This is a genomic window from Streptomyces sp. NPDC090083 (assembly GCF_044747445.1).
In the GTDB taxonomy this organism is placed as follows: domain Bacteria; phylum Actinomycetota; class Actinomycetes; order Streptomycetales; family Streptomycetaceae; genus Streptomyces.
Window position 1 is genome coordinate 353,959 of record NZ_JBIVED010000010.1, and the last position, 21,739, is coordinate 375,697.

At 69.3% G+C, this 21,739-nt stretch carries 16 protein-coding genes; 11 read left to right on the plus strand and 5 right to left on the minus strand.

Features of this window, described 5'->3' with window-relative positions; all coding sequences use genetic code 11:
- Positions 1-22: 22 nt before the first annotated feature.
- The 7 genes from eccB to ACIPTO_RS31965 all read left to right on the plus strand — a co-directional run bounded on the left by eccB (position 23) and on the right by ACIPTO_RS31965 (position 7,568).
- Entirely contained in the window at positions 23-1,543 is a 1,521-nt protein-coding gene (eccB, locus tag ACIPTO_RS31935) for a type VII secretion protein EccB (protein WP_401197894.1), read from the plus strand.
- A gap of 75 nt (positions 1,544-1,618) precedes the next feature.
- Positions 1,619-2,839, plus strand: a complete 1,221-nt coding sequence (gene mycP / locus ACIPTO_RS31940) for a type VII secretion-associated serine protease mycosin (protein WP_401197896.1) — start codon at positions 1,619-1,621, stop codon at positions 2,837-2,839.
- A 444-nt stretch (positions 2,840-3,283) separates the two neighbouring features.
- Positions 3,284-3,754 carry a hypothetical protein gene (locus ACIPTO_RS31945; protein ID WP_366321114.1) on the plus strand — a complete coding sequence of 157 codons (471 nt, stop codon included), beginning with the start codon at positions 3,284-3,286 and terminating at the stop codon, positions 3,752-3,754.
- Positions 3,754-5,463 carry a WXG100 family type VII secretion target gene (locus ACIPTO_RS31950; protein ID WP_401197898.1) on the plus strand — a complete coding sequence of 570 codons (1,710 nt, stop codon included), beginning with the start codon at positions 3,754-3,756 and terminating at the stop codon, positions 5,461-5,463. Before ACIPTO_RS31945 ends, ACIPTO_RS31950 begins: the two co-directional genes overlap by 1 nt.
- Before the next feature lie 93 nt (positions 5,464-5,556).
- Positions 5,557-6,762 (plus strand): S8 family serine peptidase, encoded by a 1,206-nt coding sequence (locus ACIPTO_RS31955; RefSeq protein WP_401197901.1) that lies wholly within the window; start codon positions 5,557-5,559, stop codon positions 6,760-6,762.
- 97 nt (positions 6,763-6,859) lie between these two features.
- On the plus strand, positions 6,860-7,198 hold the full coding sequence (locus ACIPTO_RS31960) for a WXG100 family type VII secretion target (RefSeq protein ID WP_266773112.1): 339 nt from the start codon (positions 6,860-6,862) through the stop codon (positions 7,196-7,198).
- 64 nt (positions 7,199-7,262) lie between these two features.
- Complete coding sequence (locus tag ACIPTO_RS31965; RefSeq protein ID WP_366321120.1) at positions 7,263-7,568, plus strand: WXG100 family type VII secretion target; 306 nt, start codon at positions 7,263-7,265, stop codon at positions 7,566-7,568.
- A 200-nt stretch (positions 7,569-7,768) separates the two neighbouring features.
- On the opposite strand, the gene ACIPTO_RS31970 is transcribed toward ACIPTO_RS31965, so the two are convergent.
- The 4 genes from ACIPTO_RS31970 to eccCa all read right to left on the minus strand — a co-directional run bounded on the left by ACIPTO_RS31970 (position 7,769) and on the right by eccCa (position 15,001).
- Complete coding sequence (locus ACIPTO_RS31970) at positions 7,769-8,299, minus strand: hypothetical protein (RefSeq protein ID WP_401197905.1); 531 nt, start codon at positions 8,297-8,299, stop codon at positions 7,769-7,771.
- Positions 8,300-8,322: 23 nt separating this feature from the next.
- On the minus strand, positions 8,323-10,392 hold the full coding sequence (locus ACIPTO_RS31975) for a DUF6571 family protein (protein ID WP_401197908.1): 2,070 nt from the start codon (positions 10,390-10,392) through the stop codon (positions 8,323-8,325).
- Positions 10,392-10,838, minus strand: coding sequence for a hypothetical protein (locus tag ACIPTO_RS31980; protein WP_366321126.1), 447 nt, complete (start codon positions 10,836-10,838; stop codon positions 10,392-10,394). Before ACIPTO_RS31980 ends, ACIPTO_RS31975 begins: the two co-directional genes overlap by 1 nt.
- Positions 10,839-11,035: 197 nt before the next feature.
- On the minus strand, positions 11,036-15,001 hold the full coding sequence (gene eccCa, locus ACIPTO_RS31985) for a type VII secretion protein EccCa (protein ID WP_401197911.1): 3,966 nt from the start codon (positions 14,999-15,001) through the stop codon (positions 11,036-11,038).
- 249 nt (positions 15,002-15,250) lie between these two features.
- Between eccCa and eccD the strand changes: the two genes are divergently transcribed.
- Complete coding sequence (gene eccD, locus ACIPTO_RS31990) at positions 15,251-16,753, plus strand: type VII secretion integral membrane protein EccD (RefSeq protein WP_401197914.1); 1,503 nt, start codon at positions 15,251-15,253, stop codon at positions 16,751-16,753.
- 95 nt (positions 16,754-16,848) lie between these two features.
- Here the strand turns inward: eccD and ACIPTO_RS31995 are convergent, their stop codons facing one another.
- Positions 16,849-17,136, minus strand: coding sequence for a DUF397 domain-containing protein (locus tag ACIPTO_RS31995; RefSeq protein WP_366321132.1), 288 nt, complete (start codon positions 17,134-17,136; stop codon positions 16,849-16,851).
- A gap of 295 nt (positions 17,137-17,431) precedes the next feature.
- Here ACIPTO_RS31995 and rpsO point away from each other — a divergent pair, with 295 nt between their 5' ends.
- From rpsO to ACIPTO_RS32010, 3 genes are all read left to right on the plus strand, one after another.
- The gene (rpsO, locus tag ACIPTO_RS32000) at positions 17,432-17,719 is read left to right on the plus strand and encodes a 30S ribosomal protein S15 (protein WP_019064787.1); all 288 of its coding nucleotides are present in this window, start codon (positions 17,432-17,434) and stop codon (positions 17,717-17,719) included.
- Between the two features lie 417 nt (positions 17,720-18,136).
- A complete protein-coding gene (locus ACIPTO_RS32005; RefSeq protein WP_366321134.1) occupies positions 18,137-20,359 on the plus strand; it encodes a polyribonucleotide nucleotidyltransferase in 2,223 nt (740 codons plus the stop codon).
- Positions 20,356-21,735: a pitrilysin family protein gene (locus ACIPTO_RS32010; RefSeq protein ID WP_366321138.1), complete on the plus strand. Its 1,380-nt coding sequence runs from the start codon at positions 20,356-20,358 to the stop codon at positions 21,733-21,735. The genes ACIPTO_RS32005 and ACIPTO_RS32010 overlap by 4 nt, the downstream gene beginning before the upstream one ends.
- Positions 21,736-21,739: the final 4 nt, after the last annotated feature.

The following is a 21,739-nucleotide window of genomic DNA, read 5'->3' on the forward strand; positions in this document are numbered from 1 at the left end:
ACACGGGGAGAGACAGACAGAGATGGCATCTCGGCGGGACCAGCTCAACGCCTACACCTTCGCGAAGCGGCGCATGCTGGCGTCCTTCGTGCAGTCGTCACCGGACGGCTCGGAGGAGGGGGCACCGCGACCGCTGCGCGGAGTGGTGCCCGGCGTCATCGTGGGCGTGGTCGTCATGGCGGTCTTCGGCGCGTGGGGCATGTTCAGACCGACCGCGCCCCAGGGCTGGGACACCCCCAAGTCGAAGGTGATCATCGCCAGCAAGTCGACCACCCGCTACGTCGTCCTCAAGACCGGCGACACGGTGCAGCTGCACCCCGTCCTCAACATGGCGTCCGCGAAACTCCTCCTCAACCCCGGTCAGGGCGAGGTCGTCACCGTCGACGAGTCGGTCCTCGACGGCGGCAAGATCCCGCACGGCGTCACCGTCGGCATCCCGTACGCCCCCGACCGTCTGCCCTCGGCGGGCGAGGCGGGCGCCGACAAGCGCTGGGCCGTCTGCGAGCGCCCGAGCGCCGGCGGCAGTTCCATCCAGAAGGCGGCGCTGGTCCTCGCCGCGCGCGACATGAAGAAGACCGAGGGCAGGCAGCGGCTGCGGGGCGGCGAACTGCTCTACGTCGTGGACCCGGACAAGAACCGCTACGTGGTGGACGCGAGCGGCACGGCGTACCGCGTGGACAAGAACGACGAGTTGCTGCTGCGCGCGGTCGTCGGCTCCGGCCGCGACCCCGAGCGCGTCTCCCAGGAGTGGCTGGCCACCCTGCACCAGGGCGACCCGATCGCCTTCCCGTCCATCGGCGCCGCGGCCGGTAGGGCCGCCGGCGCCCCTGGCGAGCTGGACGCGTCGGCCGACAAGGTGGGCATGGTGCTCAAGGCGTCCGACGCCAGCGGGCAGCACTACTACGTGGTGCTGCCCGGCCGGGTCGCGCAGATCTCCGCCTTCGTCGCCCAACTCCTGCTCTACAGCAAGGATCTGGCCCCGCTCGGCCAGGCCGGTCACGCCACCGGGGTGAGCCCGGGCGCGATCGAGCCGAAGGGGACGTTCGGCGCCGAGAACCGCTGGCCGACCAGGGAACCCACGGCCGTCAACGAGGCCTCGGACGCGTCCGGCAGCCGCAGCACCATCTGCAACGTCCTGCAGAAGGTGGGCGGCAAGGGCGAGACGACCCTGACGACCTGGGCGGGCACCGACTTCCCGGCCCCGCTCCCCACCGGCTCCACCAGCGCGTACGTCACCCCCGGTTCCGGGCAGCTGTTCCGCCAGTTCCAGGGCGAGGAGACCAAGGCCGGCCCCGTCTTCCTGGTCACCGACACCGGGCTGCGGTACGTCCTGCAGTCCAACGCCGACAGCGCCACGAGCGACGCGGGCATCGGTACGACGGCCAAGGAACGCAAGCAGGAGCAGCAGGAGGCCGAGCAGGCCCAGATCCGCCTCGGGTACGCCGACGTCGATCCGGCGCCGATCCCCGCGTCCTGGTCCGAGTTCCTGCCCACGGGCCCCCGCCTGTCGACGGCGGCGGCACGTCAACCGCAGGGCTCGTAGAGAGGGCCGGTCATGCCGTACACGACTCCTTTCCGGTCCCTCCGTTCCCTCCGGTCCCTCCGTGCTACGGCGGCCATGGTCGCCGCGGGCGCGACGCTCGCCGTGGCCACGGTCGCGCTCGCGCCCCCCGCGTCGGCGGACGACTCCTTCTCGGACCAGTGCACGTTCCCCAACAAGAAGTACCCGGGCCGTCCTTGGGCTCTCCAGCGCGTCCTCCTCGACGAGCTGTGGAACCAGTCCAAGGGCAAAGGCGTACGGGTGGCGGTGATCGACACCGGCGTGGACGTGAAGAACCCCCAGCTCGCTCATGCGGTCGATGTGAAGAGCGGCCGCAACCTCATGCCGAAGAACCTCAAGGACAGCAACGGCGACGCGATCGAGCGGGGCAGCGAGAACGGCACGACCGACACCGTGGGACACGGCACCAAGGTCGCCGGCATCATCGCCGCCCGCCCGGTCGCCGGCACCGGTTTCGTGGGCCTGGCCCCCGAGGCGACCGTCATCCCGATCCAGCAGAACGACGCGGAGGGCCACGGCACCGCCCAGACGCTCGCGCAGGCGATCAGCTACGCGGTCCAGGCCGGGGCCGACGTCATCAACATCTCGCAGGACACGTCGAACGCGGTGAAGCCCGACGCCTCCCTGGAATCGGCGATCGACTCGGCGCTGTCGAAGAAGATCGTGGTGGTGGCGTCGGCCGGCAACGACGGCCTGGGCGGCAACGTCAAGAAGACGTACCCGGCCTCCTACCCGGGTGTCCTCGCCGTCGCGGCCTCCGACCGCAACAACGAACGCGCGTCCTTCTCCCAGTCCGGTGACTTCGTCGGCGTCGCGGCACCCGGCGTCGACATGATCTCCACCGTGCCCAAGGGCGGCAACTGCTCCGACAACGGGACGAGTTTCTCGGCCCCCTACGTCGCCGGCGTCGCCGCCCTGATCAAGGCGAAGCACCCGGACTGGACCGCCCGCGAGGTCGTCGCCCAGATCGAGCAGACCGCCGAGCGCACCATCGCCGGCCACGACCGCCTCGTCGGCTGGGGAGTCGTCGACCCGGTCCGCGCGCTCACGGAGGACGACCACCCGATCGAGTCCCCCGATCCCCAGGAGGGCCTCACCAAGGCCCAGGCCCCGTCCCCCGCGAAGCTCCAGCTCGGCGAGACCCCCGACGAACACGACGCCCGCCTCGCGACCTACGTCGCCCTGGGCGCGGCCGTGCTGGTGGCGGGTCTCGGCGGCGCGGCGGTGGCGACCCGGGACGCACGGAAGCGGGCGCGGAGAGTGGCGGGGCTGGACTGACGTACGGCGACACCGGCGGGCGGCGCCTTCACATTCTCGGTCCCTCTGTCAAGAGGCCGCGACCTGCGAAGGAGCGCGCCCGCAAGGGAAGTTGACGCAACCGGAGGCCGCCGTTCGCAATGGCCACGCTGCAACGGCGGCCCCGCACCGCCCCTCAACCCGCCCCGAGGTTCACTCACAGGTGTGCGGCCACGCCACCTGAGCAGCCGTACCCACGCCACCGTCCCGCAGGCCACGTAGCGTCAGGAGCCAGCAGCGGCCCAGGTGGGCGCGAGAGACCGCCGTGAAGACGCGGTGAAGCTCGGTCGAGTGGTAGCACAGCTGTCGCATAAGGCAGTTGGGACTGTCACAGGAAGCGACTAGAGTGAACGCGTTGCGGAGAGGAACGCTCACGGGGTGCGGTCGCCCGAGGGGCAGGCGACGAAAACGGGGAGGGAAGGCATCATGCTTCCTGCGGACATGACAGGCGGGGCATCACCGAAGACGGCTGCCGACCTCAAGGTCGGCGCCGGTGTACTGACGACGTTCAAGCAGCGCATAGACAAACTGCTGTCCGAGTTCGAGGACTCGGCGGGCAGCGCCTCCAAGCTGGGAGCGCAGCGTGTCTCGCGGGCATCCCTCAGCGGGCACGGCCTCGACTTCCACGAGGCGGACGCTCTGTTCGCCCAGTACCAGTCGGTCCACGAGCACATCACGCAGCTCTCCAAGACGCTGGGGCTGCAGATCGAAGCCATGGGCATCGCGACACAGGGCGCGCAGAACGGCTTCGACAGCCTGGACGACGACCAGCGACGCCGCTTCTGGGAGATCCAGGTCGAGACGGACCGCCTGTACACCGAAGCCCAGGACAAGAAGTCCGGTGAGGGCGAGCGGAAGCTGAGCGACGCCAAGAAGTCCACGAAGGGACTCCAGTAGTGAGCGGGGACGACAAGGCGCCGAAGCCGCTGACCGACCAGCAGCGTGTCGACGTTCAGGTCGGCCAGGTCGACGCGCTGTCGGGCGTGTCGAACGTGATGCACGACGCGTTCGGATTCAAGCGGGTCCGCCTCCTCACCTACGGCAAGGTCACGGACTTCGAGGACCACAAGCTCAACGCCATGATCGACCTGGTCCATCAGTCGAACCCCGCCGACCTGGAGCACGCGGGCGAGACGCTGGCGAAGGCCAGCAAGGCGATCAACGAAGCCGCCGTGGAGCTCCGGCGTCATCTCAAGCACGCGGGAGACGACTGGCAGGGCGACGCCGGCAACGCGTTCCAGAAGTGGGGAGAGGGACTCGCCACGCACACCGAGAGCCTGGCCACGTACGCCGACGGCGCCGGAGTGCAGGTCACGGCCGCGGCGACGGGCCTGGCCTCCGTGCGCAGTTCCCTGCCGCCCCGGGACTCCCGCCCCATCGCCGACCAGAAGAAGCCGGGACAGCTCCCGGTACTCCAGCAGTTCGAGGGCAACAAGCAGTACAGCGAGGCGGTCCAGGTAGAGAAGGACCGCCAAGAGGCGATCAACCAGATGAACCGGCTGGCGTCCTTCTACTCGGTGTCGGGGTCGGAACTGGCGAAGTTGGAGAAGGCGGCGCCGGAGCCGTATCGGGCGATGCCCAATGTGGGGATTCAGGCCCCGATCGAAACCCCGGTGCGGGGCGGCTCCGGTTCCACTGACAAATCCAGCTCAGGACCAGTCCACCGAGCTGTTGTCCGTGAGAGTGGGAGCGGCCACGTCGGAGTGTCGACCGACGACACCGGAGACAGCCTGCCGACTGAGCACCATCCCGCGCATTCCAGTCTCGACGTGCACCGGCCCACGGTCGGTACCGAGATCAACAGCGTCGGTACGCTGCCACAGGACATCGTGAAGCCGACACCGGCGACCCCCACGACACCCGTCTCCGGGCCCAGTGGTCCTTCGGCAGGGGTGCTGCCTCCCATGGGGACAGGGGGCGCGATACCGCCCGCCTTCGGAGGATCGGCCGTGCGTGGTGGCGGATCTGGCGGCAGATCCTTCGGACCTGCTCAAGGTCGAGTCACCGCTGCTGAAGGAACCACCGGGGGAAGCCGCACGGGCCGTGGTCCTGAGGGGCCGGTGAGCCGTGCGTCCGCGGTTGGCCAGCAGGGTACCGCTGCCCGTGGGTCGGCATCTGCGACGGGCAGGTCGCCCATGGGGCGGGGTGTCACCGGCGGCGTACCCAGAAGTACGGGTACGACCGGTGCACGCACCGGCGGTGCGCCGGGCGGACGGGTGGGAGGCGTGCCCGGTCAGCCTTCGCCGCGAACTGGCCCCAGGGCCACGGGCGCTGCCCGAACGGGTGGCGTGGTGGGCGGCAGGCCCACGTCTGAAGGCGGCCCGAGTTCGACGGGCTCCAGGGTTCCTCGCGGCACAGTCGTCGGAGGCGAGGGCACCTCCAGAACTCGTCCGAGCGGTGAGAAGCCGGGCCAGCGTGGAGTGATCGGTGCGAACGAACCAGCGCCGGGACAGCGGCGATCCACGGGTAACGCGGACGGTGTGGTCGGCGCGCCCACGAGCCGGAGTGGCGGCAGGAGAGCACAGCGTCAACAGCGTGCCGCCGAGGACAAGAAGCGTTCGCGTGACGACGCGCGGCGCGATGATGCGCCGCCCGCGACCGACTGACCGAAACGACCGAGGACGTACACAAGCATGAAGTCAGAGACTGGCGTACGCCGCATCAAGGCCGCGCTGTGGGCGAGGAACGCCCGGAGGCATGTGACCACCGTGGGCGCGACGCTCGGTGCTTTGGCTGTCATGTCCGTCGGGCTCGCCCCTTCGGCGGCTGCCGACGACATCCAGTCGCAGCAGTGGTACTTGGACGCGATGAACGCCCAGGGGCTGTGGAAAGTCAGTACAGGCAAGGGAGTTTCGGTCGCGGTGGTCGACACCGGCGTCAACCCCGACACGAGTTCGTTGAAGGGGCAGGTGCTGCCCGGAGTCGACGTCACGGCGACCGCCGGCGATGAAACGGACGACTATGAGGGACACGGCACGTCCATGGCCGAACTCATCGCGGGGACGGGCCGCGGCGGCGGCCTGAAGGGCGTTGCGCCGGGAGCCAAAATCATCCCGATCCGTACGGTGCTCACCGGAATCGGGAAGAAGGACGAGAAACAGGGCGACACTTCGGTGAAGGCGATCCGTGCCGCCGCCGATTCCGACGCGAAGATCATCAACCTGTCGTTCGGTGGCGATTTCCCGATCGATGGCGAGCTCGAAGCCGTGCAGTACGCCCAGGCGAAGGGGAAGCTCCTCATCGCCGGTGTGGGAAACGGTGCTGATCAAGGCGAGAACTACATCGGCTATCCCGCCAAAGAACCGGGTGTGGTCGGCGTCTCAGCCATCAACGAGAACGGCGAGGTGGCCAAGTTCTCGGAGAGCGGTGCCTATGTCGACCTGGCCTCGCCCGGTGTGGACGTACCGGTCTGGTGCGACAACAAGTTCAAGTCGTATTGCTCCAAGAGCAGCGGTACCAGCCAAGCCACCGCCATCGCCTCCGGCGCCGCCGCCCTCATCTGGTCCGCCCACCCCAAGTGGACCGCCAACCAGGTTCTCCGCGTCATGATCGACACCGCGGGACGGGACTGGCCGAAGAACACCCCGAGCCGGTACCTCGGTTACGGCACGATCCGGCCGGCGCAGGTACTCCTGAAGGGCAAGGGAGACCCCGGGGCCGCGGACGTCGATCCCGTCACCAACAAGAAGACGCCCGGGCAGGCCACCGGCACGGCCGCTTCGCCCTCCGCTTCCACCCCGACCTCGTCCCAGACCCCCACCTCGGGCGGCCAGACCTCCGCCGCAGGGGCGGCGTCAGGCTCGTCCGGCAGTACCACCCTGTGGGTCGCTCTCGGTGCCGCGGCGGTCGTGGTGGTGCTCGGCGGTGGAGCCTTCGCCGTGGCCCGTTCGCGGCGAGGCGCATGAGAGCTCGTGCACCGGGCCCACCCGACCAACCAGCGCCTCACCACTCGGTGTTGCGCACCAACGAACACCAACCTCTCTCGCGAAAGGGAGTGCCGAGATGGCTGACGGCCGCAAGCTTGATGACGCACATGTACAAAAGCTCCAGACGAACGTCATCGACAGGTACGACAACGTCAAGAAGCACCTGCAGAAGCTCCAGGGCTGCATCGACATGATCGAGGCGAACTGGACGGGCTTCGGAGCCAACGCGTTCAAGACCAAGCAGCACGAGATCAACGAGCACATGGCCGGGATCGGCCGCATGCTCGACGACTTCCTGAACGGAATCCACCTCACCAAGCAGGACAAGGACAAGCTCGAGGACGAACTCCACTCCACGATCTCCAGCATCGAAGTGGACGCCGGTGCGAAGACCTCGGCGCTCAACCTCTACTGACCGCCCCGAGCGTCGCACCCCGGACCGCGAGGTCCCTTTCACATCGTCAAGGAGATGAGGAATCATGACCGGCACGCCGCACATGCAGGATCTTGCCGTCAAGTACGGCACCCTGGACGCGCTCGCCACTGAACTCGGCAATCTGGCCAAGCAGTTGGAGAGCGACCTCACGGCGCTGAAGAAGGGCGTTCACGACGCGGCCGAGGGCTGGGCCGGTGACGCCTACGACTCCTTCCAGCGGAAGTCGAAGGAGTGGGACAGCCACACCAGCGCCATCCACCAGGCGCTGCTGTCCATCACGCAGAAGGTGCACCAGGCCGGCGGCGACTACCGCGGCGGCGACAAGAAGGCCGCCAGCTTCTTCGAGTAGGCCGCCAGCTTCTTAGGCCGCCGGGTTCTTTCTTCGAGCAGGCCGTGAGTATCTCCGCGTAGGCCGTGGACCTGTTCGCGGAGGCCGTGAGCCTGTTCGCGGAGGACGGTTCGGCCGGAGACGACGGGGTGGGCACGCACGGGAGGTGCCCACCCCGTCGTCGTGTTCCGGGCCGCAGGGTGTTCATCCGCGGCAGCGGCTCAACTCGCCTGTGTGCAGCCCTGCTTGGCCATGGCCTTCGGGAAGTAGGACTCCAGGAACGAGCGCAACGCGTCCCGCCGCTGCGAGGTCTTCGCGGGAACCTTCTTCTGGAGCTGCACCAACGTGACGAACTTGCTCTGCCGGCCTTCGTACGCGCACCGGGCCACCGCCAGCGCCCCGTTGTCGGCCACTCTGGCGCCGTCACCGATGTCGACGGCGGCGGGGTTGCCGAGTCGTACCAGCGCCCGGTCCTGGACCTTGAGGGGATCGGTGTCCGCGGCGACGACGTCGCCCGTCAGATAGACGACCAGCTTGCCGTCCACCGACAGGCGGCAGCGCGGGCTCTCCTGCCCGGCGTCGTAGGCGCGCTGGGTGAGTTTCTCGCCGTCCGGGAGGAGGGGCGAGAGGAGATCCGAGTCGACGGCCACACCGCAGACCGTGTCCGGAACGGTGTAGGCGCGTGAGCCCGAGTCCGTGCAGCCGGCCGTGGCCAGGACGAGCATCGTCACCGCGGCGGCCGTGCGCCGCACGGAGGATCCCGGTGCGCGTGTGATCACTGGTTGCCCGCCAGTCCCTGAGCCCGCGCGTTGCCGTCGAACGCGGCACCGTTGATCTCGGAGGTCAGTGTGTATCGGTTGCTGTTGCCGTGGTCCGGATTGGCGTCGATCCACAGGTCGCTGAGCTTCTGCAACTGGTTCTCCCGTGCGGTGAACACTTCGCCGTTCTGGCGTGCGTTGTCGTCGTCGATACGGGCCTGCTCGTCCAACTGCCACTGATAGGCGAGGGCGTCGACGCCGCGCTGGGCCGCGTCACCGACGACCGGAATGAAGTTCACGGCGCCACCGAAGCCGTGGTACAGCCATTTGGCGTTCCACGAGGGATCCTCCTTGTCGGTCGCCAGGGCCTGATAGCGGGCCTCTTCCAGGAAGCCCACCGTGTGCCCGGCCCGGAGCAGGGTCTCCTTGGGGTCGCTCGGGTGGTCCGTGTAGATGTCGCGGACCATCTCCTTGTTCAGACCGTCGTTGAGGATTCCGTACGCGTGCTGGTCCCGGGACACCTGTTTCGTCACCTCCAGCAGCTGGTGCCGGTCGAGCTGGCGGGGGTCACCGGGATCGTCCGCGAGCGAACTCGCCGTGTTGTGCACCTCGTCGCCGTAGTTCACCAGCACCTTCGCCATGTCGTCCCGCATCTCGGGAGCGAAGTCGTCACCCGTACCGGAGATGATCTTCAGCGACCGGTCGAGGACACTGCGGTTCGCGGCACTGTGGTCCACCGGAACGGCGTGCGGGTCATTGGGGTTGACGCCGGTGGCCGCGGCGACGAGCGCGTTCCCGGTGGCCTCGCGCGACTGGTTCCCGTCGTGGCTGTCCAACGGTGTGTCGTCGAACGCGGGGCGGTCCTTGAGCACCCATTCCGCGTTGTCCTGGGGCTGGGTCTCGTTGAAGAACGCGGTCGCGGCGTCGGGACTGTTCGACAGGGCCGTCATGAAGCCGGTCATCGGGTCCCGGCCGAAGTCCTCGCCGATGAAGTTCATCTTGGGCATGGGCGGCCCGCCGTTGCCGTTCCAGTAGTGGTCGGGAAGCCGCATCTTCTTCTCGGTCGCGACGAGAGCGTTCCCGTACCTGTCCAGGAACGTGTCGTCGTAGTCCCCCACGCGCATGAGGTTGCTCATGAGCTGGAAGCCGTAGACCCGCGTCCCACGGGTCTGGACGGGGTCGTCCGCGAGGTCGACCATGGTGTCCTCCCACTGCCGCATGGCCGGTGAGTCCGACCGCGTCGCGCCCGCGAGGGTGAGGCCGAGGTTCTTCTGGAAATCGCCCAGCTGGTCCAGGCGGGCCCGCTGGAGATCGCCTCCGTCGGAGGGATCGGAGAGATCCGCCCAGAAGTCCAGCACGCCTTTCGGGCCCAGTGTGGTGGCGAACTTCTCCTGGAACAGGGGGTCGTTCCGGTATCCCGCGAGCTGCCGGTTGAGATCGTCGAATTCTTCCAGGGACATGGAGTCGCCCTTGGTCTTGATGAGATTCGCGTACTTCTCGGCATCCTTGAGCGCCTGTGCGGCGGAGTCGCGGTCCCCGTACGCCGCGCCGGAGAAGCCGTACCGGGCCTCGTCCGCAATCGCGCGCAGCACGTCGGAGGCGGTGTCGTCGCTGTGAGTCGCCCTGCTGAGAAGGCGTTTGACGTCCTCCAGCAGTTCGTCCACGTCCTGCTGGCTGTGCTCGGGAACCGTGGTTCCCTTCGCGGCGCGGTCGGGGTGGATGTTCATGGTGACGGTGAAGGAGCCGTTGCCGGTGTCCATCACGGTGAGGTTCTTCTTGAGACCCCGTGAGATCGTCTCGACCAACTGGTCGTGATAGCCGACGAGTTCGTCGTGGGTGTCCTGGAGAATGTTGCGGATCGTCGTCGCCTGGGTGTGGGCGTCGGTGAACTCGCCGGCCGTCTTGGTGATGAACTCGCGGGAGACGGTCGCGTTGACTCCGGACCAACTGGCTTTGTCCGCCAGCCCCTTGAGGCCTTCGCGGGCGTCCTTCTCAAGGGTTTCCAGGTGTTTCACCACCTGGCACCAGTCGTCCACGGCGGTGCCGAGCGCAGCGAAGTTCCCGAATCGGAGCGTGTCGAGGTCCATCAGTGACCCGTCCCTTCACTGAACCCCTTGTCCAGTGTCGAGATGCTGCTGATCTGCCCGGATATATAGAACTCGTCGCCCTGGTGCGCCTTCTTGGTGTAATCCATGTGGTTGGAGATATGGGCGCAGGCGTCGAGCAGACTGGTGAGCTGCTCTTCCCACCGCTGCTGTACGTGGTCCAGCGCCCCGCCGAGCTTGAACCCCTGCGTCGTGAGATCGGAGGCCGCGGTCTGGCTGCTCGACCAGGCGTCACGGCCGTAGCGGCCCAGATCCTGCCAGAGCGTGAACGCCCGGTCGCCGATCGCCGCCAGGTCCTTGTGGTTGACGGTCAGATCACCTTGCGGTGTGCTGCCGCCGTCGTCCGCCGGAATCTGGTTGAGCCGCATGTGCGTGGACTGCTTCTGCGCGGCCTGGCTCTTCAGCTGTTCCCACTCGTCCCATGCCACGTGTGGATCCCTTCCCCGTGTCCCCGTAAGACCCCATCCTTCGGACGGGATCGGTCCGTCAACCTAGCAACTGGCGTGTCCGTAGCCCCGGTTCAAGGGACCGGACCGGCCCCGGCCGACTGTCTTCACGTCCGTGACGTCGGCGACGTCGGCGACGACGGCGGCGCCGGACGCCGTCACGAGCGCATCGCCGCCCGTCAGTACACCGTCTCCGGCACCAACCCCGTCTGCACCAAGGGCTTCCCCCGCTTCCGCGACACGAACACCCCTCGCCCCACCGGCATCGGCCGCGGCCGTACGCCGCCCAGCACGTCACCCTCCCCGGGGTCGCCCGCCAGGACGACGCCCTGGGCGCCCAGTTCCTGCATCCGCTGCATGAACGGCTCGTACGCGGCACGCCCGGCGCCCGCCGAGGAGCGGGCGATGATGAAGCGGACGCCGACGTCACGGGCGAACGGCAGCATCTCCGTGAGGTTGCCCAGCGGGTTGCCGCTGGACGTGGAGACGAGGTCGTAGTCGTCCACCACGACGTACACCGTCGGGCCCTGCCACCAGCTCCGCTCGCGGAGCTGCCGGGCCGTGACGTCGGCCGTCGGGGTGCGGCGCCGCATCAGGTCCGCCAGGGCGACCATGTGGTGGTCCATGGCGTTGGACATGGGGATGTACTCGGCGAGGTGCGAGGACGGGGTCGCGTCCAGCAGGGCGCGCCGGTTGTCGATGACGAACAGCTTCGCCTCGTCGCCGGAGTACCGCTCCGTCACCTGCTTGATCAGCAGCCGCAGCAGGTTCGACTTGCCCGACTCGCTCTCGCCGAAGACGAGGAAGAACGGGTCCTGCTCGAAGTCGACGAAGACCGGCTCCAGGTTGTTCTCGTCGATGGCGAACGCGACACCCCGCTGCGGGAGACGGTCGCCCGACGGCAGCTGCTCCGCCGGCAACTCGCGCGGCAGCAGCCGTACTTCGGGCGCCCCCGGCGCCTCCCAGTGCCGGGACACCTCGGCCGCCAGCGCCTGGGTGGCGTCGGCCAGGTCCGAGTCCGAGACCAGGCCGTCGATGCGCGGGACCGCCGCCATGAAGTGCAGCCGCTGCGGCGACACACCGCGTCCGGGGACACCCGTCGGCACGTTCACCGCCACCTTGCGGTCGATCTCGGAGTCCATCGTGTCGCCGAGCCGCAGTTCGAGGCGGTTCATCAGGTGGTCCTTGAGGTTCGCGCGGACCTCCATCGACCGGGACGCGGTGAGCACCAGGTGGATGCCGAAGCCCAGGCCGCGCGCGGCGATGTCCAGGACGGCCGCCTCCAGCCCCTCGTAGTCCGCGCGGAAGTTGCCCCAGCCGTCGATGACGAGGAACACGTCGCCCCACGGCTGGTCCGTGACCGGGATCTGGCCGCGGGCCCGACGGGAGCGGAACTCCGCGATCGACGGGATGCCCGCGGCGCGAAAGTACTCCTCGCGGCGCGTCATCACGCCGTAGACCTCGGAGACCGTGCGCCGGACCTTCTCGGGGTCGAGGCGGGAGCCGATACCGCCCACGTGCGGCAGACCGGCCACCGAGGCGAGGCCTCCGCCGCCGAAGTCGAGGCCGTAGAACTGGACTTCGTGCGGGGTGTGGGTCAGGGCGAAGGAGCAGATCAGGGAGCGCAGGAGGGTGGACTTGCCGGACTGCGGGCCGCCCACGATCTGCATATGGCCGGCCGCGCCCGAGAAGTCGACCCACAGGTGGTCGCGGCGCTGCTCGTACGGCTTGTCGACCAGCCCGACCGGCACCACCAGCCGGCCCGCGCCCTCGTATCCGGGCTGGGTGAGTCCGCGGCCCTGGACCGCCGTGAGGCCGGGCAGGAGTCCGTCCAGCGAGGGCGGGCTGTCCAGCGGCGGCAGCCACACCTGGTGGGCGGCCGGGCCCTGCGCCTCCAGCCGCCGCACGATGACGTCGAGCACCGTGTCGGCGAGGGCGTCGTCGACGTCCGGGGACTCGCTGCGCTGCCGCGGCACCGTCGTGTACTGCACCGGTACCTCGGCCGCCGTGAACAGCACCGGCCGCCGGTCGACCGGGAGTTGACCGGCGCCGAACCCGGCCTGTGAGGAGCCGGAGCGGTAAGTCCCGGACACGTAGGCGGCCTTGAACCGCACCATCTCGTCCGTGCCGTACTTGAGGAAGCCGGACCCGGGCACGTTCGGGAGTTCGTAGGCGTCCGGCACGCCCAGCGCCGCCCGCGACTCGGCCGCGGAGAAGGTGCGCAGGCCGACGCGGTACGACAGATAGGTCTCCAGACCGCGCAGCCTGCCCTCCTCCAGACGCTGCGAGGCCAGCAGCAGATGCACGCCGAGCGAGCGGCCGATCCGGCCGATCTGGACGAACATCTCGATGAAGTCCGGCTTGGCGGTGAGGAGTTCGCTGAACTCGTCGATCACCAGGACCAGGGAGGGGATCGGCTGGAGCGGGGCGCCCGCCGCGCGTGCCTTCTCGTAGTCGTGGATGTTGGCGTAGTTGCCCGCGTCGCGGAGCATCTCCTGGCGGCGGTTCAGCTCGCCGCGGATCGAGTCGCCCATGCGGTCGACGAGGGTCAGGTCGTCGGCCAGGTTGGTGATCACGGCCGCCACGTGCGGCATCTGCGCCATACCGGCGAAGGTCGCACCGCCCTTGAAGTCCGCGAGGACGAAGTTCAGCGTCTCGGAGGAGTGCGTCACCGCGAGGCCGAGGACCAGCGTGCGCAGCAGCTCCGACTTGCCGGAACCGGTCGCGCCGACACACAGGCCGTGCGGGCCCATGCCCTCCTGGGCCGCCTCCTTGAGGTCGAGCATCACGGGCCGGCCGTCCTCGCCGAGCCCGATCGGCACCCGCAGCCGCTCGGCCAGCGAACGGGGCCGCCAGGTGCGCTGGGTGTCGACGGAGGCCGCGTCCCCGAGATTCAGCAGATCGGTGAACTCCAGGTTGGCGAGCAGCGGTTGGTCGTCGTCCCCGCCGGACGCCATCCGCAGCGGCGCCAACTGCCGCGCGAGCGCCTCGGCGGACGCGTACGACAGGGCGTCGGGCGTCCCCTCGTAGACATCTCCGTGACCGGACTCCAGATGCAGCGACTTCGGCTGTACGACGATGGAGAGCTCGCCGCGTACCGTGGCCGGCTCGCCGGGGACGACATCGACGAGCGTCACGCCCTGCAGGCCCTCGGAGTTGGCGAGGACCGAGTCGGGCGGCAGGGAGACCCCGTCGAGGACGACGACGATGTGCGGCTCGTCCGGGAGCGCAGCCGCGGTGGGGTGGAAGCGCGGCCGGCCGGTCAGCCGGGCGGAGATCAGGTTCTCCAGCTCGCGGATGTCGCTGTCGATGAGGCGGCGGCTGCCCGCGCCGTCCGTGGCACCGGGCGCCTGCGCGTGCGGCAGCCACTTGGCCCACTCCCACCGCGGCAGGTTCTCCCCGGCCGCGGCGACCACGATCACCAGGTCCTCGGGGGAGTGCAGCGCGGCCAGCGAGCCGGCCAGGGCGCGGGCGGAGGACCGTACGGACTCGGGTTCGCCGCTGATCGTCAGATACGAGAAGGCGCGCAGCGAGATCGCCATCGGCAGGTCCTCGAGCGTGCCGTGGACCGACACGAAGCGCTGCATCGCGCCCGCGGTCAGCGGCTCCAGCTGTTCCACCCCGCCGGTCTCGGGGGCGATGAGCGGAGTGGCGAGCGACTGCCGGCCGAGGCCGATGCGTACCTGGCCGAAGTCCTCGTCGCCCGGCCGCCGTTCCCACACCCGGCTGCCCTCGGCGACCAGCGCCCACAGCTGCTCGGGGGAGGGGTGGAGGTAGTACTGCGCGTCGCGCTGGGCCCGCGCGGTGTCCAGGGCGGTCCGCCGGGTCTGTGCCAGGTAGCGCAGGTAGTCGGTGCGCAGGTCCGCCAGCTGGCCCTGGGAGCCGCGGCGGAAGCGGACCACCATCGCGATGGACATGGCGACCGTCGAGACGATCATCACCATGCCCATGATCTTCATGAACGGCTGTCCGTTCGTGAAGAAGAACACCACCGAGCCGCCCATGCCGAGCGTCGGCAGCAACTGCATCAGGACGCTCTCCTGATGTCCCCGAGGCAGCGCGGGCGGCGGTTGCAGGACGATCTCTTCCGTGGGCACCTCGGACGGCAGCGCGCGAGGCGGGCGCTTCACGACGATGTGGCTCACTGCTCACCAATTCCCTTGCGCGGCCCCGGGACTACCGTCCGCCACCCCGTGTCAGGCGGACGCAGGCCGCCGCGTGATCCTACTGACTTCACGGCAGTCGGGTGAGCGGTAGGGTGCCGGATGTTCGCGCGAGCACACGCGAACCAGCCTGGAGAAACAGGGCATTCAGCGCGATGTGAAGGTGCGCGGAACGCCCCGCGCGACACCTTCACGACGCAGACGCAGATTCATCACGAGGGGGAGCAGCAGGTGAGCATCACGGCATCCGCGGCGGGTGGGCCCGGTACCGGAGCCCCTGTCGGCACCGGCCCGGGCCTGGGTTTCTGCCGGGTCACGATCGTCGCGCCCGACAGCCGGATCGACGTGGCACTGCCCGATGACATCCCGGTCGCCGACATCTATCCGGAGATCCTCCGGCTCTCCCGGCAGAGCCCCGCCGAGGGCGCCCCGGTCGGCTATCACCTGGTGCGCCGGGACGGCACGGTCCTCGACAGCTCCCGCACGTTCGCCGCCCAGCGCATCCTCGACGGCGAACTCCTCACCCTGCGCCCCTTCTCCGAGTCGCTCCCGCCGGCCGTGTTCGACGACGTGTCCGAGGCGGTCTCGGCCGCGGTGACCCGCGAACACACCCTGTGGGGCGGCGAGTTGACCCGCGCGGCCGGGCTCGTCGGCGGCGGTGTGCTGCCCGCCCTGCTCGCGTTCGTCGCCTGGACCGCCGACCCGCGCCACGACATGAACGGCCTCCCCGGCATCCTCGCCGCGGTCGTCGGCGTCCTGCTGGTCGTCCTGGCCTGCGTCCGCGCCCGCGTCTACGACGACCGCGCCTCGGCCATCGCGCTGGGCCTCGGCGCGCTGCCCAACATCGGGGTGGCCGGCTCGGGCCTGTTGCCGCTCACCGACGGCCAGGGGATCGGCAGGCTGCAGTTCCTCCTCGCGTGCGCGGCCGTGCTGGTGGCCGCCGTCGTGCTCACCCTGTGCTCACCCGGCGGGGACGCGCCCTTCGTCGCCCTCGTCTCCGCGTCCGCCGTCGGCCTGATCGTGTCGTTCATCGCGATCCGGGCCCACTGGACGCCGTCCGAGATCGCCGCCCTGTGCGCCCCAGTCGCGGTCGGCGCGCTGGCCTTCCTGCCGTCCCTCTCGATGCGCTTCGCCCGCCTGCCGATCGGCTTCGACCCCCCGAACACCGCCCCGCGCAGCGCGTACGGCGCCGAGCCCGCCGCCCAGGAGGCGGTCGACACCGAACGGGTCGCCGCCCAGGCGCGCCGCGGCCACGAACTCCTCGTCGGCCTCGTCGGCGGCTGCGCGGTCACCGCCGTCGGGGCCACGGCCGTCCTCGGTTTCTCCCACGACGTCTGGGCTCAGCTGCTCGCCCTCGCGACCGGTGTCGCGCTGCTGATGCGCGCCCACCTCTTCCGCTACACCGCCCAGGTCGCTCCCGTCCTGGCCGCCGGACTCGGCTCACTCGTACTGCTCGGCCTGGGCCTGGCGCTGAACCCGCCGCACTCCCTGATCCGCGAGGCGCTCGCCGGAGACCGCAGCGGTCTCGACCTCCGTACGGTCTGGCTCGTCGCGGCGATCGCCGCGGCCACCGCGCTCGTGACGGCGATCGGCCTGATCGTCCCGCGCAGCGGACTCACCCCGTTCTGGGGCCGCTTCCTGGAGATCGCCGAGGGCTTCGTCCTGCTGACGCTGGTGCCGCTGGCCCTCGCCGTCTTCGACGTGTACGCGACGGTCCGGTCCTTGACCAGCTGACGCGCCCGCCACCGGCACGGCAGGCAGCGTAAAAGGGGTGGCACGCGCACGCGTGCCACCCCTTTCCTTCTCGCCTACGACGACTACGCCTACGCCTACGGCTGCTGCTCCCCCTCCGGAGCCGCCTCCAGATCGAACTCCCCGTCCCGCGCCCCCAGCACGAACGCCGTCCACTCCGCCTCCGTGTACCGCAGGACGGTCCCCGGGTCGAGGGACGAGCGCATGGCCACCGCGCCGTCGGGCAGGTCGGCGATCTCGACGCGCTCCTCGTGGTCCTCGGTGCCCGGCGCGCCGCGCCACTCGACACCCGAGATGTCGAGGGCGTACAGCTCGTCCCGCTCCCGCTCCTTGCGTGCCTTGATCTCCTGCTCCGTCTCCGCCATGGCGCAGCGACCCCTTCCCGAAGAACCGACGTGTCCCACCATGGGTTTCCGCGTTCCGTCCATGGATGGAATCACCCTAGTGGCCGCATCCCCGCCGCTCAGGGGCCTTCGGGGAGCTGGACCGGGGCATCCTCGCAGGCTGGTACGCTGTGTAGCGGCCGTTTGTGTACGCACCCCCGGAGCTCACGCCCTGGAGGCAGCGCCCAGCGGATCCCCGCCACCCGAGTCACGGAAGCTCCCCTGAGATGTGGACCAGGGGCACTCGGTGGCACATCAAAGACTACGAGGAGTACGCGTGTCGCTCGACGCCGCTACGAAGAAGCAGCTCATCAGCGAGTTCGGTCAGAAGGAGGGCGACACCGGCTCCCCCGAGGTCCAGGTCGCCATGCTCTCGCGCCGCATCTCGGACCTGACCGAGCACCTCAAGACCCACAAGCACGACCACCACTCCCGTCGTGGTCTGCTCATCCTGGTCGGCCAGCGCCGCCGGCTGCTCCAGTACCTGGCCAAGAAGGACATCCAGCGCTTCCGTGCCCTGGTTGACCGGCTGGGCATCCGCCGCGGTGCGGCGGGCGCCAAGTAAGACGCCGTGAAGGGAGCGGTTCCCGAAACGATCGGGAGCCGCTCCCTTTGCCGTACGCACGGATTGCCGTACGCACGGATTGCCGTACGCACGGATTGCCGTACGCACGGATTGCCGTAGGCAGGGACTGCCCGTACGTGCGGAAACGTGCGGACTGTCACTCACGCTTTGTAGTGTGGTAGCACAACGCACGACGCGGGACGTACGACCCAGTACGGCACCGTACGAAGACAGCACGACAACGAAGAGGAGAAGCGCGCCTCGCAGCCGCCGGTCCTCGGTAGTGGCCCCCGGGCACTGACGCCCCGGGTGCTTCGATCGAAGACCGGCCCGCACCAGACAGCGCTTCTCCGCCACCGTCCCCCCGCCACACGGGCGGGGAGGGACGAAAGACGACAAGTAACGGAGAAAACGCTAGTGGAGAACGAGACCCACTACGCCGAGGCCGTCATCGACAACGGTACTTTCGGCACCCGCACCATCCGCTTCGAGACGGGCCGCCTGGCCAAGCAGGCCGCAGGCTCCGCCGTCGCGTACCTGGACGACGACACCATGGTGCTGTCGGCCACCACCGCCTCCAAGAACCCCAAGGACCAGCTCGACTTCTTCCCCCTCACGGTGGACGTCGAGGAGCGGATGTACGCCGCCGGCAAGATCCCCGGCAGCTTCTTCCGCCGTGAGGGCCGGCCCTCCGAGGACGCGATCCTCACCTGCCGCCTGATCGACCGCCCGCTGCGCCCGTCCTTCAAGAAGGGCCTGCGCAACGAGATCCAGGTCGTCGCCACGATCATGGCGCTCAACCCCGACCACCTGTACGACGTCGTCGCGATCAACGCGGCCTCCGCGTCCACGCAGCTGGCCGGTCTGCCCTTCTCCGGCCCGGTCGGCGGCGTCCGCGTCGCGCTGATCAACGGCCAGTGGGTCGCGTTCCCGACGCACACCGAGCTCGAGGACGCCGTCTTCGACATGGTCGTCGCCGGTCGCGTCCTGGAGGACGGCGACGTCGCGATCATGATGGTCGAGGCCGAGGCCACCGAGAAGACCATCCAGCTGGTCAAGGGCGGAGCCGAGGCGCCCACCGAGGAGGTCGTCGCCTCCGGTCTGGACGCCGCGAAGCCCTTCATCAAGGTGCTCTGCAAGGCCCAGTCCGACCTCGCCGCCAAGGCCGCGAAGCCGACCGGCGAGTTCCCGATCTTCCTCGACTACCAGGACGACGTCCTGGAGGCCCTCACCGCCGCCGTCCGCCCGGAGCTCGCCTCCGCGCTGACGATCGCCGGCAAGCAGGACCGCGAGGCCGAGCTGGACCGCGTCAAGGGTCTCGCCGCCGAGAAGCTCCTCCCGGAGTTCGAGGGCCGCGAGAAGGAGATCTCCGCCGCGTACCGCGCACTGACCAAGTCCCTGGTCCGTGAGCGCGTCATCAAGGAGAAGAAGCGCATCGACGGCCGCGGGGTGACGGACATCCGTACCCTCGCCGCCGAGGTCGAGGCCATCCCGCGCGTGCACGGCTCGGCGCTGTTCGAGCGTGGCGAGACCCAGATCCTGGGCGTCACCACCCTCAACATGCTTCGCATGGAGCAGCAGCTGGACACCCTCTCCCCGGTGACCCGCAAGCGCTACATGCACAACTACAACTTCCCGCCGTACTCCGTCGGCGAGACCGGCCGCGTCGGCTCCCCGAAGCGCCGCGAGATCGGCCACGGAGCGCTCGCCGAGCGCGCCCTGGTCCCGGTCCTGCCGACGCGCGAGGAGTTCCCCTACGCGATCCGCCAGGTCTCCGAGGCCCTCGGGTCGAACGGCTCGACGTCCATGGGCTCGGTCTGCGCCTCCACCATGTCGCTGCTGAACGCCGGTGTGCCCCTCAAGGCCCCCGTCGCCGGTATCGCCATGGGCCTGATCTCCCAGGAGATCAACGGCGAGACGCACTACGTCGCCCTCACCGACATCCTCGGTGCGGAGGACGCCTTCGGTGACATGGACTTCAAGGTCGCCGGCACCAAGGAGTTCGTCACCGCCCTCCAGCTCGACACCAAGCTGGACGGCATCCCCGCCTCCGTCCTGGCCGCCGCCCTCAAGCAGGCCCGTGACGCCCGCCTCCACATCCTCGACGTGATGATGGAAGCGATCGACACGCCGGACGAGATGTCCCCGAACGCCCCGCGGATCATCACCGTCAAGATCCCCGTGGACAAGATCGGCGAGGTCATCGGCCCGAAGGGCAAGATGATCAACCAGATCCAGGAGGACACCGGCGCCGAGATCACGATCGAGGACGACGGCACCATCTACATCGGTGCCCAGGTCGGCTCGCAGGCCGAGGCCGCCCGCGCCACGATCAACGGCATCGCCAACCCGACCATGCCGGAGGTCGGCGAGCGCTACCTGGGTACGGTCGTCAAGACCACCACCTTCGGCGCGTTCGTGTCGCTGCTCCCGGGCAAGGACGGTCTGCTGCACATCTCGCAGATCCGCAAGCTCGCCGGCGGCAAGCGCGTGGAGAACGTCGAGGACGTCGTCGGCGTGGGCCAGAAGGTCCAGGTCGAGATCGCCGAGATCGACTCCCGCGGCAAGCTCTCCCTGATCCCCGTCATCGAGGGCGAAGAGAACACCGAGGACGACAAGAAGGACGACGGCGACAAGTGACGTCGAGCAGCTCCACGGCGACGGCCCGCACCTCCTCGGAGGCGCGGGCCGTCGCCCGTACCCAAACCCTCATCCAGGGCACCAACGGCATCGGCACGGTCCGTAAGACCACCCTCCCGGGCGGTCTGCGCATCGTCACCGAGACGCTGCCCTCGGTCCGCTCCGCGACCTTCGGCATCTGGGCACACGTGGGCTCCCGCGACGAGACACCGTCCCTGAACGGCGCCACGCACTACCTGGAGCACCTCCTCTTCAAGGGCACGCACAAGCGCAGCGCGCTGGACATCTCCTCCGCGATCGACGCGGTCGGCGGCGAGATGAACGCGTTCACGGCGAAGGAGTACACGTGCTACTACGCGCGCGTGCTCGACACCGACCTGCCGCTCGCCATCGACGTGGTCTGCGACATGCTGACCGGCTCCCTCATCCGTGAGGAGGACGTCAACGTCGAGCGCGGCGCGATCCTCGAAGAGATCGCCATGACGGAGGACGACCCGGGCGACTGCGTGCACGACCTGTTCGCGCGCACCATGTTCGGCGACAACCCCCTCGGCCGCCCCGTCCTCGGCACGGTCGACACCGTCAACGCCCTCACCGCGGACCGCATCCGCCGCTTCTACAAGAAGCACTACGACCCGACCCACCTCGTGGTCGCCGCCGCGGGCAACATCGACCACGACAAGGTCGTACGACAGGTCCGCGCGGCCTTCGACAAGGCGGGCGCCTTCCGCACCCCGCAGGCGGCACCCATCGCCCCGCGCGACGGCCGCCGCGTCCTGCGCTCCACCGGCAAGGTCGAACTGATCGGCCGCAAGACCGAGCAGGCCCACGTCGTCCTCGGCATGCCCGGCCTGGCCCGCACCGACGAGCGCCGCTGGGCCCTCGGGGTCCTCAACACGGCGCTCGGCGGCGGCATGTCCTCCCGCCTCTTCCAGGAGGTCCGGGAGAAGCGCGGCCTGGCCTACAGCGTGTACTCGTACACGTCCGGCTTCGCCGACTGCGGACTCTTCGGCGTCTACGCCGGCTGCCGGCCCTCGCAGGTCCACGACGTGCTGAAGATCTGCCGCGACGAACTCGACCAGGTCGCCGCCAACGGCCTGTCCGACGACGAGATCGGCCGCGCCGTCGGCCAGCTCCAGGGCTCCACCGTCCTCGGCCTGGAGGACACGGGCGCGCTGATGAACCGGATCGGCAAGAGCGAGCTGTGCTGGGGCGAGCAGATGTCCGTCGACGACATGCTGGGCAGGATCGCCTCGGTCACCCCGGACGAGGTCCGCGAGGTCGCCCGCGAGATCCTGGGGCAGCGGCCCTCGCTGTCGGTCATCGGCCCCCTCAAGGACAAGCAGGCGGCCCGACTGCACGACGCCGTCGCCTGACACC